Source organism: Candidatus Firestonebacteria bacterium RIFOXYD2_FULL_39_29 (assembly GCA_001778375.1).
Lineage (GTDB): Bacteria > Oederibacteriota > D2-FULL-39-29 > D2-FULL-39-29 > D2-FULL-39-29 > D2-FULL-39-29.
In genome coordinates this window covers 44,985-66,085 of the sequence record MFGV01000087.1, presented here as the reverse complement: position 1 = coordinate 66,085, position 21,101 = coordinate 44,985, and the positions used below count along the sequence as shown (strand labels likewise).

The 21,101-nt window shown below is 40.0% G+C and carries 19 protein-coding genes and 1 tRNA gene; 15 read left to right on the top strand and 5 right to left on the bottom strand.

Annotated features, from left to right (window positions below):
• Nucleotides 1–35: 35 nt before the first annotated feature.
• The 7 genes from A2536_12575 (at nucleotide 36) to A2536_12545 (ending at nucleotide 6,837) form a co-directional block, all read left to right on the top strand.
• On the top strand, nucleotides 36–1,781 hold the full coding sequence (locus A2536_12575) for a hypothetical protein (GenBank protein OGF44455.1): 1,746 nt from the start codon (nucleotides 36–38) through the stop codon (nucleotides 1,779–1,781).
• The gene (locus A2536_12570; GenBank protein OGF44454.1) at nucleotides 1,778–2,533 is read left to right on the top strand and encodes a hypothetical protein; all 756 of its coding nucleotides are present in this window, start codon (nucleotides 1,778–1,780) and stop codon (nucleotides 2,531–2,533) included. The genes A2536_12575 and A2536_12570 overlap by 4 nt, the downstream gene beginning before the upstream one ends.
• Nucleotides 2,534–3,404: 871 nt before the next feature.
• The gene (locus A2536_12565) at nucleotides 3,405–3,632 is read left to right on the top strand and encodes a hypothetical protein (GenBank protein ID OGF44453.1); all 228 of its coding nucleotides are present in this window, start codon (nucleotides 3,405–3,407) and stop codon (nucleotides 3,630–3,632) included.
• Nucleotides 3,629–3,856: a hypothetical protein gene (locus A2536_12560; protein ID OGF44452.1), complete on the top strand. Its 228-nt coding sequence runs from the start codon at nucleotides 3,629–3,631 to the stop codon at nucleotides 3,854–3,856. Before A2536_12565 ends, A2536_12560 begins: the two co-directional genes overlap by 4 nt.
• Before the next feature lie 26 nt (nucleotides 3,857–3,882).
• Nucleotides 3,883–6,180, top strand: a complete 2,298-nt coding sequence (locus A2536_12555; protein ID OGF44451.1) for a hypothetical protein — start codon at nucleotides 3,883–3,885, stop codon at nucleotides 6,178–6,180.
• 106 nt (nucleotides 6,181–6,286) lie between these two features.
• Nucleotides 6,287–6,550, top strand: coding sequence for a hypothetical protein (locus A2536_12550; protein OGF44450.1), 264 nt, complete (start codon nucleotides 6,287–6,289; stop codon nucleotides 6,548–6,550).
• Between the two features lie 8 nt (nucleotides 6,551–6,558).
• Nucleotides 6,559–6,837, top strand: coding sequence for a hypothetical protein (locus A2536_12545; protein ID OGF44460.1), 279 nt, complete (start codon nucleotides 6,559–6,561; stop codon nucleotides 6,835–6,837).
• A 40-nt stretch (nucleotides 6,838–6,877) separates the two neighbouring features.
• Here the strand turns inward: A2536_12545 and A2536_12540 are convergent, their stop codons facing one another.
• The 3 genes from A2536_12540 to A2536_12530 all read right to left on the bottom strand — a co-directional run bounded on the left by A2536_12540 (nucleotide 6,878) and on the right by A2536_12530 (nucleotide 10,301).
• Nucleotides 6,878–7,126: a hypothetical protein gene (locus A2536_12540; GenBank protein ID OGF44449.1), complete on the bottom strand. Its 249-nt coding sequence runs from the start codon at nucleotides 7,124–7,126 to the stop codon at nucleotides 6,878–6,880.
• 7 nt (nucleotides 7,127–7,133) lie between these two features.
• Nucleotides 7,134–9,233, bottom strand: a complete 2,100-nt coding sequence (locus A2536_12535; protein OGF44448.1) for an excinuclease ABC subunit B — start codon at nucleotides 9,231–9,233, stop codon at nucleotides 7,134–7,136.
• Nucleotides 9,234–9,419: 186 nt separating this feature from the next.
• The gene (locus tag A2536_12530; GenBank protein OGF44447.1) at nucleotides 9,420–10,301 is read right to left on the bottom strand and encodes a phosphoribose diphosphate--decaprenyl-phosphate phosphoribosyltransferase; all 882 of its coding nucleotides are present in this window, start codon (nucleotides 10,299–10,301) and stop codon (nucleotides 9,420–9,422) included.
• Between the two features lie 253 nt (nucleotides 10,302–10,554).
• On the opposite strand from A2536_12530, the gene A2536_12525 reads away from it, so the two are divergent.
• A complete protein-coding gene (locus A2536_12525) occupies nucleotides 10,555–11,130 on the top strand; it encodes a hypothetical protein (GenBank protein OGF44446.1) in 576 nt (191 codons plus the stop codon).
• Nucleotides 11,131–11,298: 168 nt separating this feature from the next.
• Here A2536_12525 and A2536_12520 read toward each other — a convergent pair whose 3' ends face one another.
• Both A2536_12520 and A2536_12515 read right to left on the bottom strand, forming a co-directional pair.
• Nucleotides 11,299–12,213 carry a hypothetical protein gene (locus A2536_12520; protein OGF44445.1) on the bottom strand — a complete coding sequence of 305 codons (915 nt, stop codon included), beginning with the start codon at nucleotides 12,211–12,213 and terminating at the stop codon, nucleotides 11,299–11,301.
• 277 nt (nucleotides 12,214–12,490) lie between these two features.
• A tRNA-Met gene (locus tag A2536_12515) sits at nucleotides 12,491–12,566 on the bottom strand.
• A gap of 237 nt (nucleotides 12,567–12,803) precedes the next feature.
• On the opposite strand from A2536_12515, the gene A2536_12510 reads away from it, so the two are divergent.
• The 7 genes from A2536_12510 (at nucleotide 12,804) to A2536_12480 (ending at nucleotide 20,952) form a co-directional block, all read left to right on the top strand.
• On the top strand, nucleotides 12,804–13,721 hold the full coding sequence (locus tag A2536_12510) for a DNA methylase (protein ID OGF44444.1): 918 nt from the start codon (nucleotides 12,804–12,806) through the stop codon (nucleotides 13,719–13,721).
• Nucleotides 13,645–14,367, top strand: a complete 723-nt coding sequence (locus tag A2536_12505) for a cytosolic protein (GenBank protein OGF44443.1) — start codon at nucleotides 13,645–13,647, stop codon at nucleotides 14,365–14,367. Before A2536_12510 ends, A2536_12505 begins: the two co-directional genes overlap by 77 nt.
• Before the next feature lie 133 nt (nucleotides 14,368–14,500).
• Nucleotides 14,501–15,529, top strand: coding sequence for a hypothetical protein (locus tag A2536_12500; GenBank protein OGF44442.1), 1,029 nt, complete (start codon nucleotides 14,501–14,503; stop codon nucleotides 15,527–15,529).
• Nucleotides 15,526–16,515, top strand: a complete 990-nt coding sequence (locus A2536_12495; protein ID OGF44441.1) for a hypothetical protein — start codon at nucleotides 15,526–15,528, stop codon at nucleotides 16,513–16,515. The genes A2536_12500 and A2536_12495 overlap by 4 nt, the downstream gene beginning before the upstream one ends.
• Before the next feature lie 339 nt (nucleotides 16,516–16,854).
• Nucleotides 16,855–17,421: a hypothetical protein gene (locus tag A2536_12490; protein ID OGF44440.1), complete on the top strand. Its 567-nt coding sequence runs from the start codon at nucleotides 16,855–16,857 to the stop codon at nucleotides 17,419–17,421.
• Between the two features lie 506 nt (nucleotides 17,422–17,927).
• On the top strand, nucleotides 17,928–19,412 hold the full coding sequence (locus A2536_12485; GenBank protein OGF44439.1) for a hypothetical protein: 1,485 nt from the start codon (nucleotides 17,928–17,930) through the stop codon (nucleotides 19,410–19,412).
• A gap of 121 nt (nucleotides 19,413–19,533) precedes the next feature.
• Nucleotides 19,534–20,952, top strand: a complete 1,419-nt coding sequence (locus A2536_12480) for an amidophosphoribosyltransferase (protein OGF44438.1) — start codon at nucleotides 19,534–19,536, stop codon at nucleotides 20,950–20,952.
• The last annotated feature ends 149 nt before the right edge of the window (nucleotides 20,953–21,101 follow it).

Sequence of the window (21,101 nt, the reverse complement as noted above, 5' to 3'; positions counted from 1 at the left end):
GTAGCAGAAGGATGATATAATAACTGGAGATTGATATGAAAACAGCTGAAAGAACTGACATAAGTTTAGAAAAGCCGGCAGTCAGCCGAAAAATAATGTTACCTAATTTTTCTGCTGTTCGTGCTGCTTTTTCTTCTTCTACTTCTCTTTCTTTCTTTGCTTCCCTTACTTCCCGTGCTTTTCTTGCCTCCTTCGCTTTCCTTGCTGTACTTGCTGTCCCTGCTGTATTTGCTTCGACAGGCAAGGGTGGTCAGCCGGGGGCTTTCCTCTCCTGGGGTGCGGGTGCGAGATCCCTGGGTATGGGCAAAGCTTTTGTCTCGGTTACTGATGATGCGACTGCTACTCTTTGGAATCCCGGAGCGCTTGCTCTTGTTGACCAGAAAGAAATTACGGCTTTGCATGCTATTCTCTGGGCGGATACCAGTTATGACTTTTTAAGCTATGTCCATCCGACATTGGACTATGGTACCTTTGGTCTTTCCGTTTTATTTCTGAATTCCAGCGGCTTTGAAGGCCGGTCTTCGGATAATATCCTTACACAGGACTTCTCGGATAGTCAATTTGCCGCAGGTCTTTCCTACGGGACAAATATTGTTTCTACCTTTGCCATTTCTCTCGGCGGCAATATTAAATATTACAGCCATAATACCGCGGGGAGTAACAATGGAAATATTATTCTGGATTTTGGTTTCTTGAGCAACCCGTTTGAGAATTTCAAAGCGGCTCTTAATATTCAAAATCTTGTCAGCATGAAAATAGGTGAAGATACTCAGGATGTTTTGCCTATTCTCGGACGGTTTGGTATCTCCCACCGGCTTATAAGCGGTCAGCTCTTAATCGCCGCCGACCTGGACAGTCAGATTAACTGGTACCTGGGCATGGAATACAAACTTTTTAGTCCGAGTCTGGGAAAGCCCTTCCAGATAGCGGTACGGCTTGGGATTAATTACGAAGAGTTTACCGTGGGTTTTGGTGCTTCTTATAAGGAATACTCTCTGGATTATGCGTTTTCTACTCATGAGCTTGGCGGGTCTCACCGCTTTTCCGCTGCAGCAAGATTTGGCGACTCAATATCTCTGGCAAGAAATGAGAGAATGAAATCCGAAGACCTTGCAAGGACCGAAGAGAGTAACAGCGCCTATAAACGCGCGGTTGAGGACTATAAGACAGGTACCTATACCGCGGCTCTTGAAAAAGTTACTAAATCTCTTGAATTAAAACCGGAAAATACCGATTCCCAGAGCTTGCAGAAAAAGTTAAAAACTGTCGTACCGATGGTTCCAAAAGAGACAGGGGATACGAGGGAGTCGGAACTGATCAGAAAAGGTATTAATTACTATGTGGACGGTGATGTTCAGAGCTCTTTGGATATACTTAACTATGTGCTTTACGTACAGCCGGAGAATGATAAAATTAAAAAGCTGTACAAGAGTATCGGGGAGGAAGTGGGTCTTGCCGTTACTGTCAGTTCCGAAAGCGGGGTTGATATAGTAAAGGAAAAACTTCTGAAAGCTCTCGGACTCTTCTATGAAGGTAAATTTACGGATGTTATAAAACTCTGCAATGAAGTATTGCGTATGGAACCGGCAAATACCACGGCTCTTGAAAGAATGGGCTCTTCCTATTATAAACTGGGACAGAAATTGGATGCTCTGAAAGTTTGGGAAAAAGCCTATATGCTGAATCCCGACAACAAAGTCCTTTTAAAGTTCGTGGACAAGATTAAAAAAGAGCTGCAGGACGCGCAGGATAAAAACGCAAAGCCGGAGGCTCCGAAATGAAAAAAATAATACGGAGTTTAACTTTAATGTGCCTGTTCTTCTCTTTGGGTGTTGTTTATTCGGAAGAGTTAACCGTAAAGGCGCTCGGGGAGGAGTTTTTCCCTAAGGAAAAAATAATTACCTGTGATTCCTGTCTGACAAAAAACTCCAGTTTTAACAGATATTGTGTCAACTGCGGGACCGCCTTAAATCAGGAAGATATAAGCGCGTATTTTATGATTAAAGCGGGGAGTTTTATCCCCGGAGATTCTGCGATGCGGGATGCCTTCGGGACTCCTCTTTCCGTAGGCTTTGCCGTAAATCTGGAAAAAAGATCTATAGGCCTTCGTTTGGATGTAGAAACAATCTGGATGGAGCGGCTCGTTCCTGTGACCTCTTCGGAAACTACAACTTCTGCACCCGGGGATGGGGAGTGGATGAATGCTTTTACCAGATACCTTTTCACCCCTGTGACTCTTTCCCTGTATATCACCGAAAATATTCAAAACTGGAAGGGTTACTTTGGCATTGGCGCCGGACTTTGCATGGTAAGAAAAGAAACCAGAGGAAGCTACTACGTTTTGTCTGAGCTGAAATGGGGCTATGCAAATGACATTTCAAACGACAACCTTCCCGTCTACCAGATTTTCGCGGGTGTTGTAAAAAATAACAAGATAGGTCTTGACCTGAAATACACCTTCATCCCTTCTTATAGCCGGTACCCGTATCCCTACATAGGCGGTCTCTCCACCACAGTAAGCCTGCTTTTCTAAATTAGGGACAGCGACCAATAAAAAGAGATTGCAACGTTTTTGCGTTAGTAACGTATAGCGTTAACCCAAGTTCCGCTGAATTAGGCATATTTAGACTCATTTCCCTTATTTAAAGCCTTTTTTTATTAAAGGTCTGTACCACATTTCAATTTCAAATCGATTGAGAGTTTTTCAGGAATTCGGATTTTCAAAGCATTTAATAATAATCGTTCTTCCTCATCCGGTCGAAATACTCTACGCAATCGTAGTCTATATCTTTCTACTAAAGACCAGTAAACATGATCCTTGCCGTCTTTATTATGATTTTGTTTTTTTAAAAACATATTATGAGTATTTTCTAATACCCGCGCCAATATGTCAATATACTAGGTCTGTACCACACGCTATTTTAAAACTTTTTATGACAAAAATGCTGCTTTTATATGAACTAAATATTTTTAAAATCGCACTTTTAACATAATTCAGCGGAACTTGGGTTAACCTTTAATTGCAGGGATTGGTCCACCTTCGGTAAAATCTGACACGCCTTTCCGATGTTTTAGCTGTATATTGTAATGCTTTAGTTATGGGTTTACGGAAACCTTAAGATACTGTGAAAAATGTCTTAGTTCCTGTGGTAGTTGCAAGTTAAAAACATGTGACAACCAAAGCACTGCACATAACTGATGCATTTCTGCATGTTTCTATTTTACGTTGTTTTACTATCATTCTTTTGTTATAATAGCAATGTACTAAATTAGTACTAAATTAGGGACAGCGACCAATTAAAAACGTTTTTATCCTGTCGCTAGAGGCTATTCTATTTACTAAGATTAGCAAAAGTTGACTATAAAGAAAAAGTGTCCTATAATTACTTAAAAGAGGTGAGTTTATGAAGGTTTTAGATTTTAAGGTTATATTAGAAGCCGAAACAGACGGTGGATATGTTGTTGTTTGTCCTGCAATTCCGGGATGTTATAGTCAGGGTGACACCTTGGAAGAAGCTATGAGGAATATAAAAGAGGCAATAGATCTTTGCATTGAAGACATGAAGAAGCACAATGAAAAATTACCTGATACTTCAAGAGAATTTGTAGGCAGTGTCTTAGTCAAAGTATGAGTAAATTACCGGTCGTTTCAGGAAAAGAGACAATCAAAGCCCTCCAAAAAATAGGTTATCAAACGGTGAGGCAAAAAGGAAGCCATGTTCGCCTTCGTGATGATACAAACCCAACTCATATTCCAATCACAGTTCCATTACATAAAGAAATAAAGCATGGTTTATTAAGGAGAATAATAAAAGATTCAACTCTTTCTGTTGAGCAATTCGTGGAGTTATTGTAAAAAATATTATTTAACAAGGTTCATTAATGATCATGAAACTAAAAAAGCTTTTATCCGTAATTGTCTTTCTCCTTTGCCTGTTTTTTTATCTTTCGGCAGTCTTTCCTTCCGTATCAGGAGGGGATTCAGGGGAGATAATAACTGCGGCCTACGTAATGGGAATTCCTCACCCGCCCGGGTATCCTCTTTATACTTTGCTGGGAAAACTATTTACATTCCTGCCGCTTTCAAATATTGCTTTTAGGGTTAATTTGCTTGCGGTCTTCTTCGGCGCCCTGGCTTCCCTGATGCTTTATCGGTTAACGGTTTGTGCTCTTAAACAGATATTTTCCACCGGAAGGGAGTTGAATCTGCATCTCCCGTCATTCTTAGTTTCTACTGTTTTTGCGTTTGGCGGGATTTTCTTTGAGCAGGTAATTAATGCGAAGGGCGGTATCTATACCCTTAATGCTTTCCTGATGTTTTCAATAATAGTATCTGTCTTGAAATGGTCGGAAAATACCAAAAATTCCGGCAGTATCTTTCTGTCTTCGTTTTTGCTGGGGCTTGGATTTGCGAATCATCAGACAATAATGCTTATTCTGCCGTCACTGCTTCTTTATTTGTTTATGACGGAAAGAAGTATATTCTCGGGTAATAATATTTTTAAAGCTTCTTTACTCTTTGTTCTTGGCGCAGCCTTTTATTTATATCTTCCGGTAAGATCCATTTCAAATCCTCCTCTTGACTGGGGGAATCCGGAAAATCTCTCTAACTTTATAGCGCATGTTACAAGAAAGGGGTATGGAAAACTCGCAAAAAATATCTTTTCTTTGGAGTTGGTTTTTAGACAAAATTTTGAATTCTTTAAATATCTTGTTTCTCAGATTACCCCGGTTTTTGCCGCTCTTGGACTGTTCGGGATTTATCAGGCGTTTAAGTCGGATAAAAAAATATTCTGGAGTTTCTTTTCTCTGTTTCTGATACTGGGGCCGGGTTTTATATTTATTATTAATCCTGAGCCTTCCTCTGACGACTGGCCTTTTATAAAGATATTTACTCTGCCTGCGCTGTCAGTTTTTCTTGTTTTTTCGGCGGCCGGTATCCTGAAATTAATTGCTTTATTTAAAGATAAAAGATATTTATCCGGCCCGGCAGTTCTTATCCTTTTTGTGCTTCTCGGCTTTAATGTTTATACTGTTTTTACAAAAAATAACCATGGAGATGATAAAATAACGGCTGAATACGGACGGAATATATTAAAAACAATGGATAAAGACGGGATATTGTTTGCGAGTGATGATAATATTATGTTTCCCCTTGTTTATTTTACCATGGTTGAAAAACTCCGCCCTGATATTAAAGTATATGATGATTACGGCTGGATCTTTGAACATATTTACGGCGACAGTTTTGTCTATTTATCAGAAAAAGAGCAGAACCAAAAACGCGTGGAATTTTACAAGAAAACTGTTTTTGGGTCGGGCCGGCCTGTGTATTTTACACCCGGCAGCCGTGTTCAGACTGTTGACAGGGTACAGACGCTATCCTTCGGGCTTTTAAAGGCAGCCTCGAAAGGCAGCATCTCTTTGGGCGCGGAAAAACATGAGAACCTTTGGAATTCCTATGAGAAAGGATCAATATATAAAAGTAATAATTATGCCGATGTGTATTCAAGGCACCTGGCAGCTTCCTATATGCTGCAATACGGTGATTTCCTGATAAAAAAAGGGGAGGTCAAGAAAGGGTTGGAACAGTATGGCTTATCAGACTCTATTGGTTATGATGATGCCTGGATAAAAAACACCCTTTGCTTTTCCTATGATAAGGTTGGAGCAAAAGAAGAGGCAATAAAATGCGGATTGGAAGCCGTAAAACTGGACAAAAAAAGTTCTGAAGCAAATAATAACCTGGCTCTAGCTTTATCTCATGCGGGAAGGAAAGAGGAAGCCGCAAAATACTACCGGGAAGCTTCAAAAGCAAATCCCGGCTTTTCAGTTTCCGACTATAACACAGCCTTAATGTATTTTACGGAAGGAAAAACTGCTTTAGCCCTGGAGTATGCCAATAAGGCGATCTCAATTTCCCCTGATTATTATCAGGCTTATATTATAAAAGGCAGTGTTTACTATGGGGATAAGAATTACGGGGAAGCTCTTCTGGCTCTTAAAAAAGCTAAAGAGTTAAATCCGTCATCTCCGGAGGCAAGATATAATCTGGGTGCGGTTTACCTTGAACTTGGTAAAAATAAAGAAGCAAAAGAAGAGCTGACGGAATATTTAACCCTCTCCCCGTCTGCCGCCAACGCCTCTCAAGTAAAATCAGTCCTAAAATCCCTGCGCTAGTAACGTGTAACGTTCCGGCGTGCTAACATATTGTTAATGACATTCTCATATAAATATTGTAGAATATATTAGAATACAATAGAATACGTCTGCGTGGAGGCTGAATATGTCAAAAGTAATAACTTTGAGGTTGTCGGAAGAAGAATATAAACTGATACATAAAAAAGCTGATATAGAGTTCAGGCCTATATCAAATTATATTACTTCCGTTGTGCTTAGGAATATTGAAGAATCTTCAAATGTTGATGCTGTCGAAATGGCTCAGATAAATAATGATCCAATACTGCAAAAAAAATTGAAAGCCGGCTATAAAGATGCAAAGTCCATGAAGGGAAAGTACGTTGGCTTGCCCTGCCCCCGAGCAAAGTGAGTGGTACAGTGTGTGATTACAAAATATTTGAAACCAATCAATTCCTGAAAGATCTGGATAATGATGTTAGCGGAATGAGCGGTAAAATCAGGGATAAGCTTTTAAATTACGTCTATCCACAGTTGAGGAATAACCCTTTCTTCGGGAAAAACATTAAAAAACTTGTAAACTATCATCCTGAAACTTGGCGTTACAGAATCGGAAATAACAGATATTTTTACATTATTGATCAAAAAAAGAGGTTGGTTATTATGATCTCCTTCGACCAAAGAAAAGACGCCTATTGACCAGGTAGGAACATGTTGCGGGTTGAGCAAAGTCTAAATATCAAACCATAATCCTTTGCATAATCCACCTAGGCGGATTACTGGTTTTATCTCGTATTTTCAACGGATGTTGACAAATATACATCCATTCTCTCGAAAAAGTTTTGAATCTATTAGTGTGATATGATTTATTTAAAGAAATGTATAGCTTTTTCTGTCTCTGACTTCTTTCCTCAGCCATTCCGCTTCTTGCCGCACCTCCAAGCCTCAATCTTTTCCGCTTTTGCCGAGCCTCTGCGCCTCCAAGCATCCGCGCCTCATCTCTTATTGTATCTCTTCGCCTTCTGCATTCCTATCCGTCTCTGTTTATGCTTCCTTTCAATGCTGCTTATTCCGTCATCAATCGAGAGGGCAATAAATCCGCCTTCTTTCATTTTGTTTATATGGCTTTTCAGCATCCTGACTTTATCTCTTATCGCGGCGGCTTTTTCGAATTCCATCTTTGAGGCGTAGGCGTGCATCTCTTTTTCCATATCGGAAATAAGTTTTGGAAATTCGTCCGAGCTGACATATTTTCCTTCACCTTCTGCTGCAATGGGGACGGTATAATAATCGGCTTCGTAAATACTCTCAAGGATATTCCTGATCTCTTTTTTTATTGTTGCCGGGGTTATTCCGTGTTTTTTGTTGTACTCTGCCTGTATTGCTCTCCTGCGGTTTGTTTCGTCTATGGCAAATTTTATGGATTTTGTCATCTTATCGGCGTACATTATTACACGTCCTTCAACATTGCGCGCGGCCCTGCCGATGGTTTGCACGAGGGATGTTTTTGAACGGAGGAATCCCTCCTTATCTGCGTCAAGTATTGCTACCATCATTACTTCCGGAAGGTCCAGGCCCTCTCTAAGGAGATTAATTCCGATAAGTACATCAAACTCACCGCGCCTTAAACCCTGCAGGATCTTTACCCGTTCAATAGTCTCTATATCCGAATGCAGATATTTTGCCCTGATATTTATATCTTTTAAATATTCGGAAAGATCTTCTGAGGACTTCTTTGTAAGTGTTGTTACGAGAACTCTGCCGCCTTTTTCAACAACTTTCTTTATTTCGGCGATAAGATCATCCACCTGTCCGGTTGCGGGTTTTATAGTGACTTCCGGGTCCATAAGGCCTGTCGGGCGTATCACCTGTTCAATAACTTTTCCTTCTGATTCCTTTATCTCAAAATCCGCGGGAGTTGCGGAAACATATATAATTTGCGGTATTCTGGCGTCAAACTCCTTGAAGTAAAGCGGTCTGTTGTCCAAAGCGGATGGGAGACGGAAACCGTAATCGACCAGATTGGTCTTCCTTGCCTTATCTCCTTCAAACATACCTCGTACCTGGGGGAGTGTAATGTGGCTTTCGTCTGCGATAATCAGCCCGTCAGCAGGAAGATAATCAATTAAAGTATAAGGCGGCTCTCCCTGTTTTCTCCCGTCCAAGTGGCGTGAATAATTTTCAATACCTTTGCAGGTCCCTATTTCCAGGATCATTTCGATATCATGCCGTGTGCGTTGTTCAATTCTCTGCATTTCCAGTATTTTCCCCGCATCTTTGTAAAACTTAAGCCGTATTTCAAGCTCTTCTTCAATAGCTTTTGCGGCTCTCTTTAATTCCTCAGGAGGAGTTACCCAGTGCGCGGCCGGAAATATCACTGCTGTCTCCGTTCTTTTAAGCGTGCTTCCCGAGAAAGCGTCTATCTCCGATAATTTTTCAATGGTATTTCCGTTAAACTCTACTCTTATTGCCGTATCCGAGGCGGAGGGGAAGATATCGAGAATATCCCCGCGAAGCCGGAACGTACCCCTGTAAAAATCCGTATCATTTCTCATATACTGGATCTCTACAAGCTTTTTTATCAGGGTATCCATGTTAAACTCCATGCCTTTTTTTAAAACAACCTGCATTTTGCTGTAGGTGTCGGGGGAACCTATTCCATATATGCAGGAAACGCTTGCTACGACGATGGTGTCTCTTCTTGTAAGGAGAGCCGAGGTGGCGGAATGTCTCAGCTTGTCAATTTCATCATTGATGGAAGAATCTTTTTCTATGTAAGTATCCGTCTGGGCGATATAAGCTTCCGGCTGGTAATAATCATAGTAACTGACGAAATACTCCACCGCATTTTCTGGAAAAAATGATTTGAACTCCCCGTAAAGCTGCGCCGCCAGGGTTTTATTGTGGGAGATAATAATGGTAGGTTTGTTTACTTTTTCAATAACATTGGCAACAGTAAATGTTTTCCCCGACCCCGTAACCCCAAGAAGTGTCTGATGTTTCTTTCCTCTTTCCAATCCCGAAATCAGCCCCCTTATCGCCTCCGGTTGGTCACCCTTAGGAGTATACTCCGACACTAATTTAAAATTGCTCATGGTTTATTCCTTATGCGTGAATGACTAAGTACTATTGACTAATGACTATTTATGGAAAGCGGTAAGTTCTCCGCTGTTATTAATTAAAATATACTTTCAGAAGGCGGAAGCTTTTCTCCGCCATCATAAAATAGTCACTAGTCATTAGTAATTAGTAAGTTGATTAATGGTTTAACGGTATTTAGTTTAGTAGATAATATACCAAACCGTAACACCGTACAATAAAATGTCGATGATCAGCGGGATATCCGTAACCAGAATTTCTTCGGGATTTCCCCCGGTCTCTTTCTGATATATAAGGTAGAGATAGCGAAACACTCCGTACAGGACAAAGGGAAGGGTGTATATCAGGTGTTCAGTGTTAAAATGGCTTTTAGTTTCTGGAGAAAGTGTATAGATAGCGTAAGCAACAACCGTAGCTGAGGTGACAACCGTTATCATCTGGTCCAGCAGGGAGACATTGTACTCTTTAAGCGAACTCCTGTGAGAAGTAGCTTTTTTGTCAAGTTTGATGAGTTCGAATCTGCGTTTACCGAGCGCCAGAAATAAAGACAAAAAGAGCGTGCAGACCAAAAGCCAGCTGGAAACATCTACCGCGATAATCTCCGCGCCGGCGACCACTCTAAGGACAAAGCCGATGGCAATTATAAAGATGTCCAGAATAACGACGTTTTTCAGATTGAAAGTATAAAGTATTTGCAGGGCTATGTAGATAACGATTACCCAGCCGAAGTTTGTCTCCAGGTTAAAAGCGGAAACGATTCCGAGTGTTGCGAAGAAGAGGAAGGAAAGGATCGCATAACTGATCGGAAGTTTTCCCGAGGCAATAGGCCTTTTTGCCTTTTTAGGGTGGAGCTTGTCTTTATCCCTGTCTATTATATCGTTTAGAGTATATATACTGCCGGAAACAATACAGAAGATTAGGAACCCTATGAGTGTCTCGATAACAGAATAATAGTTATTAAGCTTCTGCGAAAAAATAAGCGCCGCAAAGATCAAAAAGTTCTTAGTCCACTGCTTCGGCCGTAAACTAAGGAATATGTATTTTACTATTTTAAAGGCGTTCATATACCTTAGATTTTATCATAAATGAATGAAAATTGGTAAGATAAATGAGAAAAAGCTTACTAAAAGTGCAAAAAGTGGGACAGGCACGTGCCTGTCCCACTTTTTGTTGCTCTATTTCCGCCTGAGTCGGATCTGCCTCAGGCATGACATCGAGCGCCTGATAAAATCAGACAACTATAAAATACTTTAATTTTTAACTTGTGAAAAACTACGCTACTTGCTACAATAATTTATCTTAAATGAAGGGGGTATGGTGCCTAAAAAAACAGAAAAGAACGATATCGTAATAACGAGATTTCATAAGATGGTCAGTTTTGTTGTTTGTGCAATCACTCTATTTACTATAGTTAATCCATTAATATTTTTTAGGTTAGATTATTTTAAAGAGGCGCAAGGTTTATCCTTCGGTATTGGAATAGCATTCAATTTATCCTTTATGATGTTTATGTTAGCGGATAAAAACCTCAGGGTTGAACGCCTCACGAGTAAGTTTCATTATCTAATTCTTCTGATATTATCTTGTATGTTTCTTTTTGGCAGTTATTATGGCAGGCAGGAATTCTCATATAAATATGCTATTAATCTGTTTGCAACATTATCAAATTCTGTAATATTTTGTGCAATTATAGGATATGTTGTTCGCAAAGATTTCAAAAAAGGTGTTATAGATCCTAGCTTCATAAAGCTAATGCTGATTTATTTTATTTATTCTATTTCGCTTGCTTTGTTTTGCAGCGGGTTAACTGGTCTTAGTAATCTCTTCCCAATATCAATGTTATTCATTCCGCTATTATTCTCGTTGAAGTCGCAACCTAAACCGGCTAAATAGTACTTCGCAAGTTTTGACGTGAGTAACGTGTAACGTGAGAAATATTAATATATTTCAAAGATTTTACGTTATGGACTTTTATAGACAAGCCCTACAGCCTTTTAACTTTATGATATTATAATTTCGAGATTTTACTTTATAAACCTTACAAACTTTATAAACGTATATTCATAGCCGCTTAACGCGTACTTGCCTGGCAAGACTATGTAATTTTGCCGTCTCAAACTCCGCCGGCCTTAACGTTAACGCACTAGCGGCGCCAACACCTGCTCCTATCTTTAGCGTCTCTTCCGGCGTGAGCCCTTTGGAAATTCCGTACGCAACTCCTGCAAGCATGGCATCACCCGCGCCTACTCCGTTGACCGGTTTTATTTTAGGAGGGGTGACCAGAAAAACATTTCCCTGAGCCCCTGCAAGGAATCTTTCTTTGCCGTCCGTTACAATAACCCAGCTTATTCCTTGTTTAAAGAGAGTGTATATTTTGCTTTCTATATTTTGCGGGCCGAATGTTGCCGTAAATTCATCGCGGTTCATTTTGATCAAATATGGTTTTGCAGCTACAGCTTTCTTCATCGGTTCTTTACAGATATCAGAAAGAACGCGTGTTCCGGTTCTGGCGGCCTCTTTTATTATCCAGCAATAGAAGGAGTTATCAACTCCAGGGGGAAGAGTCCCGGAAATTGTAACAAGTTCGGCTTTTTTAAGCTGTTTTGAAAGTTTTTTCTTTAAAGCCGTAAGTTCTTCCCCTGAAATACTTCCGGACGGTTCGATCAGTTCCGTAAAAACGTTATTATTTTTATTGATCAGCGTTGTACATACCCTGGTATTGGCCTTTGTAAACACAAAATCTGAATTAACTTTTTCTTTTTTAAGTTCATTAAGGATAAGCGCGCCGTTTGTACCGCCTATAAAACCCGTTGCAATTACATTACTGCCCAGAGTTCTTAAAGCCCTGGCAACATTTATTCCCTTTCCGCTCGGGGCTGTATATAGCTCCAAAGCCCGGAGAACCCAGCCTTCTTTAAAGGAATCAAAGAGAAGAACCTTCTGATAAGCGCTATTTAAACTGATAGATAAGATCAAGGGTAGTTTATAAGGTTTTTAAGGTTCATAAGGTTTATAAAGTAAAAGCGTTTTGACATTATATCTCTCTATTAATACACACTGACATTATATATTTTCTTATTAATAAGAACCTGCTTGAAAAACTTTATTAACTTTACAAACCTTAGAAACTTTATGAACCTAGAAAAAGCTATGCTTTTTCGTAATGGTGGCGGGAGGGTTGAGCATCTTTCATGCGAAATCCGCCAAAGCTTTGTGGCGGAGACCTCCCAACACTAATGTAATATATTAAAAATGGTGGCGGGAGGGGGACTTGAACCCTCGACCAAGGGATTATGATTCCCGTGCTCTACCAGCTGAGCTACCCCGCCACACAAAAGGTATTTTACAGAATAATCCCTTAAAAATCAAGACAAAACAAGGCAGAGGGTTGGAAGGTTGGAGGAATGCAGCTTAAAAATCAAGCATTTACACTTTCGAGCCTCGGGAGGGGGATCGTATTTGCATCTTTTATTAGATTATTCGCTATTGCTCAAATAATCTTTTTGAGTTATACTAAGAAAAGTAATTTTGTAATTATTTAAAGTAGATTTAGGAGTGCAACTTAAATGGAAAAAATACAAACAAAAATTGAAATCGGAGATTGTTTGGATATACTTAAGGAATACCCTGACAACTATTTTGATTTGATTATTACTTCGCCACCATATGCTGATAGCAGGGCGAAAACATATGGAGGAGTGAAACCGGAAAAATATGTTGAATGGTTTTTGCATAGATCGAAGGAGTTCTTAAGAGTGTTAAAGCCTTCCGGTACCTTCATTTTAAATATCAAAGAAAAAGTTGACGATGGTGAAAGGCATACTTATGTAATTGAATTGATTATGGAAATGCGAAAGCAAGGATGGCGTTGGACGGAAGAATTTATTTGGCACAAAAAAAATTGTCACCCGGGCAAATGGCCTAATAGATTCAGGGATGCTTGGGAGAGGTGCCTGCAATTTAATAAATCTAAAAATTTTAGAATGTATCAAGACAATGTAATGGTTCCTATGGGTGATTGGGCTAAGACAAGACTTAAAACTCTTGGTAAAAATGATGTTATAAGATTTAATTCTAAGGTTGGCAGTGGTTTTGGAAAAAATATTTCAAATTGGGTCGGAAGAACAATGGCGTATCCTTCTAATGTCTTGCACTTGGCTACAGAAACATCCAATAAGAATCATAGTGCAACATTTCCTAGGCTGTTGCCGGAATGGTTTATTAGGCTCTTTACAAAAGAAAATGACTGTGTGTTGGATCCGTTTCTTGGTTCTGGAACGACTTGCGAAGTAGCTAAGGAATTAAGAAGAAATTCTATCGGGATAGAAATACTTCCGGAGTATGTAAAAATAGCAAAAGAAAGTATTAAAGAGAAGGAATACTCTCTTTTTGAGAAAAGGGGAAAATATGAATGCAAAATTAAAAAAAGCCATAACAAAGTTTATAGAACCGCAAATAGAAGAGTTTCATCAAAAACGGCTTGATAAACTGCTTGAATTACGCTTGAAGGATGTTTTAAAAAGGAAAAATCCGTATCTCTTTAAAGCAAAAAATGTTTTAACAGCACAAGACTTGGTTAAAACAATTCTTGATGCTTATTTATCGTCCCAGGAAGAGGCTGTTTTTGGCGGTGTATTAGAAAAGCTTGCTATCTTTGTTTGCCGCTGTGTGTATGGTGGAAATAAATCAACAACAGAAGGCATAGATTTAGAGTTAAAAAAAGACGGCTCTAAATACATTGTTTCCATAAAATCCGGTCCCAACTGGGGTAATAGCCAGCAAATAGAAAGGATGAAAGATAATTTTAAACAAGCTAAGAGGATAGCCGGGGCTGATATTATTGCCGTAAACGGATGCTGCTATGGCATTGATAATAAATCAAATAAAGGCGATTATCAGAAGTTATGCGGTCAGATGTTTTGGGGGTTTATTTCTGGGGACGAGAATCTTTATATAGACATAGTAGAACCTCTTGGTTATAAAGCCAAAAACAAGAACGAGGATTTTACAAAAGAATATGCAAAAGTAATAAATAAATTTACAAGAGAATTTGGCAGCGAATATTGCGATAATTCAGGAAATATCCTTTGGGAAAAACTGGTTGCTTTCAATTCAGCTAAGAGCAATTAATGTTTTATCTTTTTGAAAAACTGACCACCCGCAGCCAAAAACAACCTGATAAATAGATTTGATTCTGTGATCAGGCTTTAAGGTACGAACTGCATACTGTAAACTTCATTAATTCCTATGGTATAATCTATCTATGACTTCTTTCAATAATAGAATACTTGTCTGCCGTACTGACCGTATTGGTGATGTTATTCTTACATTGCCTGTTATAACAAACCTTCAACTGAATGATAAAAATGCCTGCATTGATTTTCTGGGCGCGGAATATAGCAGAAAAATACTTGAAGATAACCCTTACCTGAATGCTTTTCTGGTCTACGAGCCTCAGGGCCGGCATGCCGGGCTTAGAGGACTCTTCCTGCTTGTAAAAGAGCTGCGCGCCAAAAAATATGATACGGTTATCCATGTTTTTCCGCGATTTAAACTTTCCTTGACAGCTTTTCTTGCCGGAATTCCTTTAAGAGTGGGTGTTGCTTCAAAATGGTACTCCTTTTTCTATAATAAAAAGGTCCTTCTTCACAGAAGCAGGGTCGAAAAGCATGAACTTGAATATAATCTGGATCTTTTAAAAGCACTTTCTATCCCGGTAATAGATAAAAAGATAAAACTCTGGCTTAATAAAAAAGACAAGGCGTTTGCCTCTTCTTTTCTTAAGAAAAATAAACTCTCCGGAAAAATAGTTGCAGTCCATCCCGGAGGGGCTGCCGGTTCTATGTATAACTGGGATGCGGGAAGATATGCAAAACTGATAGATGCTCTGCAGGAAAAGCTGAAAGTAAAAGTTCTGCTGATTGAGGGGAAGGACGAGGAGTTTATTACTAAAGATCTGTTTCTCCGGCTAAGGAACCGCCCTCCGGTTTTAAAAGGGAGCGCGGATATTAAACAGCTGGGTGCGGTGCTGGCAAAGACGGCTGTGCTCATAAGTAAAAATACCGGTACCATGCACACTGCAGCAGCGGTACAAACCCCGACTATATCTTTTTTCTCTCCGGTCTATGTGATCAGCGAAAAGAGATGGAGTCCCTGGGGTAATAAGGCTATAATATTAAAGCCAAAACTAGGAAGCTGTAGAAAATGCACGGGAGAAAATTGCATGTATTATGACTGCATGGGAACTATAAAACTTGAAGAGGTGATTGAAAAGGCGAAGTTATTCCTATGAAAAAAACACTTTTAATAATAAGTTCTGTTCTTCTGCTTTTTGGTTGTGTGACCAAAGGCAAGTATACGGTCATGGATGCCGGCAAGCAAAAGGAAAATGAGCTTAAAGAGGTCAGGGAGATTACAAATGAGGTTTTTAGTTTTGAACTCCCTGCGGTTACCTCTGAAATTACAGCCGAAGTAAAGCCCGTGACAGAGGAAACCAAAATTATTGCGAAAAAAGAAATAACAGCTGAAAAAACTCCCGGCATAGTGCAGGAGAAACAAAAAGAAGTGCAGGTTGTAACTTCTACGGTTAAGCCGAAAAAATCAAGAAAAATTAATTATAAGGAGTTCGGGGTCGGAGAAAAGTTTGAATTTGCCGTGCAGTACCTAGGGATCACTGCTGCAACAGCGTCTTTTGAGATAAAGGAAAAAGTAAGCATTGAAGGGGAGCCGGCGTACCGGTTGGTTTCAAATGCAAAAGTTGTCCCCCTTTTGGCCTCGGTCTACAGGGTGGATGATACCGTTGAAAGTTTTATAGATGTAAAAGGGCTTTATACAAGAAAACTTTATAAAAAAATTATAGAAGGTAATTATGAAAATGAAACAACCCAGTACTATGACCAGAATAATGGACTGGTCAAAGAAGGGGATAAATTGTATAATATTCCTGAGTTCTGTCAGGATGTTTTTTCCGCTTTTTATTTTTTCAGGGCGCATCAGCTGGCAGTCGGAAGAAATATAGATATTGCCGTTTATGCCGACGGAAAAGTTAATAAGTTAACCGCGAGTGTTCTGAGAAAAGAAAAAATTAGGACCCCTCTCGGCAGATACGAAGCTTACGCTGTTCGTCCTTTTATGAACTTTGAAAGTATCTTTAAACAGGAAGGTGAAGTGACGGTCTGGGTTTCTGTTGAGGAGCCTCATATCCCTCTTATGATGAAAAGCAAAGCCTTTGTAGGCTCCATAAACGCAGTGTTGATAAATGTTGTTGTTCCAAAATGACAAAAATCTTCAATTAGTGCTTGTTGTTAATTTTGTCATCCCCGAGTGCTTTTATCGGGGATCCAGTGTCTGTTTTTGTCCACATGTGGTGAGACCTTGTCCGCTACAATGTTGTGCGACACCTCGCCAATAGGCGGGCCAAGGGTGGAGCGAAGCAAATGCTTAAAGGTTTGGACGCTTGGCAAAAGCGGGAGTTGAGTGAAACTTAATATAATAAAAGTTATGCGAAGTATGAGGTGTAAAGTTTGCGCTAAGGAAAAAAATATATAAATAACACCTTAATGTAGAACTCGCAACCCGTCACCCGCTACTCGTAACGTATTTTAAGGAGCTAATCCAATGAAAAAGCAAATAGAGAAAGAACTGTCCGATTCGGCAAAAACTATTCTTGCAACCAGGAAACTTTCTAAAGAGATAGAAGTAGTCATTGATAAAATATATAGAAGCTATCTCCGGGGCGGAAAGCTTATCATATTTGGTAACGGCGGCTCTGCTGCGGATGCCCAGCATTTTGCTGCTGAGTTTGTAGGCCGCTTTGCGAAGGAAAGGCGTCACCTGCCTGCGCTTGCTCTGGCGGCCAATAGTTCCTCAGTAACTGCGATAGGGAATGATTACGGTTATAAATATGTGTTTTCAAAACAGGTAGAAGCGTTTGCAAGGGAAGAGGATGTTTGCATCGGTATTAGCACAAGCGGTAACTCCGGAAATATCATAGAAGCGATGAAAAAAGCAAAATCCCTCGGATGTTTCACTGCCTGTCTCACAGGGCAAAATAAAGCCAAAATGCACAAATATGCCGATGTCTCTTTGAAAATTCCGAGTAAAACAACCTGGCATATCCAGGAAGCTCACGCAGCCGTCTTACATGCAATCTGCAAGCTTGTAGAAGAACGTTTATTTCCTTAGAAGATAGACAGGGATCGGCTAAAAGGTAAAATTTGGGGAGACAACAGTCTTAGAATTAGTTATGAAATAGCAGAAAACAAGGTTGTAAAATTACTTTAATAGATTGATTTACAAAGGAACTGTTTTCCCCCTCTGTCCTCCGTCTTCTGTTTTATTGCTGGAAGAATCGCTGTACACATGTTAAAATTGAGCATCTTACAGTACTGGAGGCATTAATGGGCGGATATTTCGGGGTGGTTTCTAAAAAAGACTGTGTAGCAGAACTGTTCTTTGAAGCCGCATCTTTAAGTATAGGAATGTATAAAAGAGATTTTACTAGAGCTGATTAGAATTTGGTTTCAGACTTTATCAGTGGAATCTTTTTTAAAAGCGGATAAATAGTAAAGTTGATAATTTGTCAGGGAAAAAATATTTTGATAAAACGATTGTTAAAAAATATATTTATAGGCAAGAGTATCGAATCCTTGCTCGAGATGAGCCATGTGGAATCTCGCCGGCAAACAGTTATGCTTCTTGTCGGATTTTACGTCGGCGGCTCTGCCTTGGTCATATTTTCTATAATAAATTTTATTAAACAGGAAATCAGTCAGGCTGTAATAAATGTTATTTCATTCTCTTTGATATTTTCAGGATATTTATTCCTTCGGTGGAGGAATACGGTTGTCATATCTTCATATATTTTTCTTGTGGTATTTTGCGTGCAGCTATTCATTTTGGTTTCTACTGATTATTCCAGAGCCGTGTGGTCTTTTAGCGTCCCGCTTCTGACTGTCTTTATTCTAGGAACAAGACAGGGCATGATACTTGTTTCGATATATTTTGTGGCCGTGTTTCTTGCTTTTTATGCTGTCTGGCCGATGGAATACGCTCAGGATTTTAAAATTCGTTACCTGGCTACATATATTTGTATAACATACTTTTCTTTTTACTTTGAAAAAAACAGGAATATTGCTTATAAAGAACTTGAAAAGGTGTCTGCCCGTGATAATGCTATTCTCATGTCAATACCCGATATTATTACCGAGATGGATAATAATAAGCGATATACCTGGATGAATAATGCCGGAAAGACCTTCTTCGGTAAAGATATTATCGGAAAAGCTGCTGCCGATTATTTTATTGAGGATGTTACATATAGCAAGGTGGCTAGCGGTGGAGAAGAAATAATGTATATGGAAAGTTGGCAGAGAAGAAAAGACGGCGAAAAACGTCTTCTTGCCTGGTGGTGCCGTGTTTTGAAGGATTCAAAAGAAAATATTACCGGTACTCTCTCTACTGCAAGGGATATTACCGATACAAAAAAAATAGAAGACCAGCTGAATCAGTCGCAGAAACTGGCGGCTATAGGGCGGCTTGCGGGGGGAGTGGCGCATGAGATAAATAATCCGCTAACTGTAATCCTTGGCTATTCACAGAGGATTCTAAAGACAGAAGAAGGGCTGCGCCCCGGTTTAAAAGAGCAGATAAGTATGATTGAAAAGGCTTCGCAGAGGTGTAAAACCCTTGTCCAAAACCTGCTGGAGTTTGCGCATACCGGAAATTACACAATAGAGCCGGTAAATACAGCTTCCGAAATTGAAATGGGGCTGCTCCTCCTTGAGTCCAAAATAAAGTCCGGAGGGGTTAAACTGATTAAACAAGTTGACGTGAAGATACCTGTAATACAGGCGAGAAAACAGGCTCTGGAGCAGGTGATAATCAACCTTTGCAGCAATGCGGTAGATGCTATGCCGAAAGGAGGGACTCTTACAGTCTCTGCTGCTGTTGAAAAAAAGAGTATTCTTATAAATGTTGCTGATACCGGTGCGGGTATTCCCGATGGAATTAAGAAAAATATATTTGACCCCTTTTTTACAACCAAAGAAGTCGGCAAGGGTACAGGCTTGGGCCTCAGTCTCTGCTATGAAATAGTCAAAAAACACGGCTGGGAAATTACTGTGAAGAGCCGTCTTAACGAAGGAACAGTATTTTCCATTACAATACCGTTTTAACTAAATTCCAAGCTCTTGCCGGCTGCTGTCATCGCCCTCTGTCCTCCGTCTTCTGTTTTATTGCTGGAAGAATCGCTGTACACATGTTAAAATTGAGCATCTTACAGTATTGGAGGCTTTAATGGGCGGATATTTCGGGGTGGTTTCTAAAAAAGACTGTGTAGCAGAACTGTTCTTCGGTACGGACTATCATTCTCATCTGGGGACTAAACGCGGCGGTATGACTACGGTATACAAAAATGGTTTTATAAGGTATATCCACGATATTTCCAATGCACCTTTTCGCTCCAAATTCGATGAAGATGTCCTTAAAATGAAGGGTAATATGGGGATAGGAATAATCAGTGACTACGAAGACCAACCTCTCCTTATTACTTCACATCTTGGTGATTTTTCTATTGTTACTGTAGGTGTTATTAAAAATGCCGACAAACTTGTTAAAAATCTTTTTAAGAAAAAATCCTCCCACTTTGCTGAAATGGGCGGGGGTTATATAAATCCTACCGAACTTGTTGCTTCCATAATAAATCAGGAAAAATCATTTGAGGCCGGAATAGCAAAAGCGCAGAGCGTGATAGAAGGTTCCTGTTCTCTGCTCCTGCTTACCAAAAAGGGTATTTATGCGGCGCGGGACAAAGTGGGAAGAACGCCCATTATTCTCGGAAAGAAAAAAGGGGCATACGCTCTGACTTTTGAAACGACTGCCTTTCCGAATCTGGGTTATGAATATGTCAGAGATCTCGGTCCCGGAGAGATTGTATTTATTACAACTGATGGAGTTAAAGTAAAGAAAAAACCTTCAAAAAAACTGCAAATTTGTGCGTTTCACTGGGTTTATTACGGTTACCCTTCTTCTGATTATGAAGGAATAAATGTTGAGGTGGCGAGAAACCGGTGCGGGGTTATGCTGGCAAAAAGAGATAATGTAAAGATTGACCTTGCAGCGGGAATACCGGATTCAGGTACGGCGCATGCTATCGGTTATGCCAATGAAAAAGGTATTCCGTTCCAGAGGCCGTTTGTAAAATATACTCCGACGTGGCCCAGAAGTTTTATGCCTCAGGATCAAAAGATAAGGGATCTTGTTGCCAGGATGAAGCTTATTCCGATAAAGGAACTAATTAAAGGAAAACGCCTGCTTTTCTGTGAGGATTCCATAGTGAGGGGAACGCAATTAAGGGAAATCATCGCCCGTCTTTATAAGATGGGAGCAAAAGAGGTTCACATGCGCCCCGCCTGCCCGCCACTTGTTTACGGCTGCAAGTTCCTGAATTTTTCCCGTTCCCGTTCTCTCCTTGATCTTGCAGGCAGATGGGCTATTAAGGATCTGATAGGAAAAGAAATAAAAGACCCGAAAGCGTTTGTGAATCCTGATTCCAAAAATTATAAAGCCATGGTGGAAGTTATAAGAAAACGCCTGAAGCTGACAACCCTTAAATACCAGCGTCTTGAAGACTTGGTTGCCGCAATCGGTTTGCCCAAAGAAAAACTATGCACCTACTGCTGGGATGGTTGCGAAGGATGTAAGTCCGAGAGCTAACCTCGGACTTACATCCTTAAGGGGACTGCACCTGCCCTTAGGGGCTGTCCCCGCATTTCTGTTAACCTCCTGCTGATTTTCGGTTAACAATAAATATTATTTTATCTTGAATTTTTAGTCTTTAGGTGTATAATTAACATAAGTTAGAA